This window comes from Brevibacterium sp. S111, from assembly GCF_004745075.1.
GTDB lineage: Bacteria > Actinomycetota > Actinomycetes > Actinomycetales > Brevibacteriaceae > Brevibacterium.
This window is the reverse complement of sequence record NZ_RHFH01000037.1, coordinates 1-4,001: the sequence shown is the minus strand read 5'-3', so window position 1 is coordinate 4,001 and position 4,001 is coordinate 1. Positions and strand designations below refer to the sequence as shown.

Annotated in this window: 3 protein-coding genes; 2 read left to right on the top strand and 1 reads right to left on the bottom strand. The window is 58.0% G+C overall.

Annotated features, from left to right (window positions below):
- Nucleotides 1-114: 114 nt before the first annotated feature.
- Nucleotides 115-1,221 carry an ABC transporter substrate-binding protein gene (locus tag EB836_RS17840; RefSeq protein ID WP_205683415.1) on the top strand — a complete coding sequence of 369 codons (1,107 nt, stop codon included), beginning with the start codon at nt 115-117 and terminating at the stop codon, nt 1,219-1,221.
- Here the strand turns inward: EB836_RS17840 and EB836_RS17835 are convergent.
- A protein-coding gene (locus tag EB836_RS17835; protein ID WP_135542774.1) for an IS3 family transposase occupies nt 1,194-2,377 on the bottom strand; the annotation gives its coding sequence in 2 pieces (ribosomal slippage) (nt 1,194-2,116 and nt 2,116-2,377; 1,185 coding nt in all). The genes EB836_RS17840 and EB836_RS17835 overlap by 28 nt on opposite strands.
- A 277-nt stretch (nt 2,378-2,654) precedes the next feature.
- On the opposite strand from EB836_RS17835, the gene EB836_RS17830 reads away from it, so the two are divergent.
- On the top strand, nt 2,655-3,611 hold the full coding sequence (locus EB836_RS17830; protein WP_096177931.1) for an ABC transporter permease: 957 nt from the start codon (nt 2,655-2,657) through the stop codon (nt 3,609-3,611).
- The last annotated feature ends 390 nt before the right edge of the window (nt 3,612-4,001 follow it).

The window sequence follows — 4,001 nt, the reverse complement described above, 5'->3', positions numbered from 1 at the left end:
ACCTGAGAGGTGCCCCTTTCTTGGCCGGGAATGTTGACTTAGAACATCACCATTTTCCCAGCTCAGGAGGGGCATTTCCATTCCACGAACGGCTTGATCCGGCTACTTACATCGGTGGATCAAGGTTTAACTGAAAGTGAATCTGTTTGGGCTGGGCAGATGGGCCCGGTTAAATCGATCCGCGCGATCGACGACTCACGCGTTGAGGTCAAACTCAGCGAACCGTACGTACCGTTCCTCGCGGCCTTGGCCAATACGCCGGCGGCTATCCTGCCGATGGAAGAAATCGAAGCTGGCACTCTTGACCCAACCACGAACATGCTCGGCACCGGTCCCTTCACTCTCGCGTCTCACCGTCAGAACGAGTCATGGAGGCTTGAGAAGAACCCGAACTTTCGTGATGCTGACGACGTCTATATCACTGAACTGACTATTGCGATATCTGGGCAGGAAACTACCCGGCAGGCCGCCATGCGCGATGGCAGCGTCAGCCTTTCCAACTTCAACAACGTCGATTCGCTGCGAACTTTGCGCGGCGATGGTCTCTCGACACATAACCAGCTGCAGAGTGACTTCTACTACCTGCTCATCAACTCCCAGCAGGACCGCGAAGGACCGCTGGGCGATGACGACTTCCGATTTGCTATCAATTCAGCGCTTTCTCGGCACGACCTAGCCGATATCTCATTAGGGGGACTGAGCGAACCGACAGGAGTGACACCGTCCAACCTCCCGGGAGCCTGCGACCCCGAGGCGCTCCCGTCGGCTCGTTTGGATGATTCCGATATCGCAGCTCTTGTCGATCGTTCCGACTATAACGGCGAGGACATCCACCTCCTGATCTACACGTCGGAGCCGATCCTTGGGCAGATGGCCCAACTGATCCAACAGCAGCTCAAGAAGGCGGGCATTACTGTGGTGATCGATCAGCTGGATTACGCCTCGTACAGTGAAAGGGTCCTCACCAGCGCGCCGGGAGAGTTCGACCTTGCGCTCGGGTGGTTCGCTGGCTATGCCGATGCTTCGATGGTCGCGAATTGGTGGAACCCAGAAAGAGCCGGCTTCAGTGCCGGGTTCGCCAGCAATCACTCTGATCTCAACGACCTCATCGATGAGTCCAATCGCGAGACAGATCCGGACGAACGAGAATTGGGCCGCTTCGGGGATTTCGGACAGCGGATTGATAGTTTTCTCTACGCTGCCAAGGCTGGCTGCTGGTAACTATAGTGGACGTCGTTGGGGCGCTGGTAATCGAGGGCGGAGTGCCGGCGGCGGCTGTTGTAGAACCCCTCAATGTAGGCGATGACGTCACGTCGTGCCTGCTTCTTGGTAGCATAAACAGTGCGGTAGACGCGTTCGTTCTTCAACGCTGAGAAGAACGATTCAGCCATCGCATTGTCCCAGCACACGCCGGTCCTGCCCATCGAGGAACGCATATCTAGGCGGCCCACCAGAGCCCGGTAGTCGCCTGATGTATAGACGCTGCCGCGATCGGAGTGAAAAATCGCTCCTGGACCGATCCAGGTCGTAGCTGCCGCGTTCTTCAGCGCGTCTTCGACAAGCTCGGTGCGCATATGATCAGCGATGGACCAGCCGACGACCTTCTTCGAATAGCAGTCGATGACAGTGGCGAGATAGACGAAGCCCTGCCAGGTGTGAATGTAGGTTATATCTCCGACGAACTTGACCCCGACACGATCCGCGGTGAAGTCTCGCTTCACCAAATCCGGCATGTCCGCGGCAGCCTCCGCGTCGGCGTGGGTCGTGACCCGGAACGGGCGCGGCTGGCAGGGTACGAGACTCTCGTGCCGCATGATCTGGCGCACCAGCTCCGGGGAACACTCAACTCCGGCGTCAACCAGATCGGCATGGATCCGTCGATACCCGTAGGTACCATCTGCGGCGTCGAAGAACTCTCGGATGCGTTCGGTCAGCTGCTGCCGGCGGGCCGCTGTCGCCGACTGCGGACGCCCCAGCCAGTGGTAGAAACCCGAGGTCGACACTCCCAACCACAGACACATCTTCACCACCGGATTCGTCTCGGCCGGGTCATTTCTCTGAGAGTCAATGTATTCGTATTTGCTCACTACCGCTGCTCCCTCGCGAAGTAAGCGCTGGCTTTTTTCAAGAACGCCGTCTCGGCTCGCAGCTCGCGATTCTCTCGCTCAAGCTCCTTCAACCGGGCACGTTCTGAGACCGTGAGTTCTTCCTCGACGCTACCGTGTGTTTGGCGATACTTCCTCATCCAGTTGCGCAGTGTCTCCGCGCCGACACCATAAGTCTCTGCGACGCTCTTAATCGGCTTCGAGGTCGAGATCACCTCCTGACACAACTCGTCCTTGAACTCTTGACTGAACCGTCGTCGTGCTGCGGTCATATTCCCGGATCTCTCTTTCAGTAATGCCCTCAGTTTAAGAGGGCACACTGTCCGAAATCCCTAGGCCGACCAAATCGACATTGACGCAACTCTGCGAGTCAGCCGATAAGTACTCAGAGATGGTGCCGTTAGTCCACCGCCCAAGTATCGTCGCAACCGACGATAGTCGATTGAGCCTCGACCTCTATACCAACGAAGGTTACGGCGACTTCCTTCGCAATTTGCCCACTGCTCGTATCGCGGCGGGGGAGTGATCACTATGTTTCACAGAGCTCCGATGTGGTTCCTCCGCCGCCTTCTGATCACTATCCTCACCCTTCTCGGTGCTTCGATTCTGGTCTTCGTTGCTGTACGACTGATGCCTGGCGGCTACGAGAATATCGTCTTGTCTCCGCTGAGCAGCGAGGCAGCACGCCAGGCCGCTGTTGAACGCTATGGTCTTGACCAGCCAGTGGTCATCCAATATCTCCAATGGGTCGTGGGAATCCTAAGCGGAGACCTCGGGTTCTCGATGGTTAGCCAGGTCCCAGTCCTCGACGAACTCTCGCAACGATTGCCGATCACGATTACATTAGCCGGTCTGGCGATGTTCATCACCGTTGTCGTTGGAATCCCCCTGGGTATGATCGCCGCTCTGCGCGCGACTTCACCGAAGTCGGCGACTGTCGGCACGCTCGCATCAGGTCTTGGGATGAGTCTGCCGGAATTCGTCACCGGAACCGTTGTGCTCTACGCGGTATCCACACTTCTACCCGAATGGGGGATAGGGAACTTCCTTACCGCGGAGACCCCCGGCGCTGTGCTTGCCGGACTCATCATCCCCGCATGCATCCTCAGTATCTACTGTGTGTCCGCGTTGGCCAGGACGACCCGCGATGCGACTCTCAACGTGCTGGTCGAGGGCCACATCGGTGCAGCAGTGGCACGTGGCGAGAGAAGAAGTCACATCGTCGCCCATCACATCGTGCGCAATGCTTCCGTGCCGATATTGACTCTGCTGGGAACGCTGACGGCATACCTCCTTGGTGGGGCAGTCATCGTTGAAACGATCTTTAACGTCCCTGGGGTGGGCTCCTACATGGTGACTGGCCTTGAACAACGAGACTATGCCGTTGTGCAGGCGACAGTGCTTCTTGCGGCGGGAACGTTTGTGGTGATGAACACTGTAGTCGAACTACTCACGTCCGTGCTTGACCCCAGAATTGCCGATTCACGAAAGGCGGCTCAACGATGAGAACCACTGCACATCCCAGCGCCTCCACGGCCTCGGTCGGCCGCCGGCGAACTCTGTCCGGAGCTATTGGTCGACTGCGACGTCCCGGCGCGGGTCTGACCGTAGCAGCAGTTGCATTCCTCCTGCTTGCTGCGGCGCTGTCGGGACTAGCAATGATCGTCCCCTTTGCTGGTAGTCCTACCGACGTTGTCGGGTCCCGCCTCAGTCCGCCGTCCTGGTCGTATCCTCTGGGCACGGACTCACTTGGACGCTCGTTATTGCCGCTGGGGTGTCATGATTTGAGTAGACAGCAGAACCCGATGAAAGGAAACTGCTGCACATGACTACCAACCAATCCCCGCGGCGGCCCCGCAGAGAGTTCACCTCGGAGTTCAAGGCCGACGCCGTCGC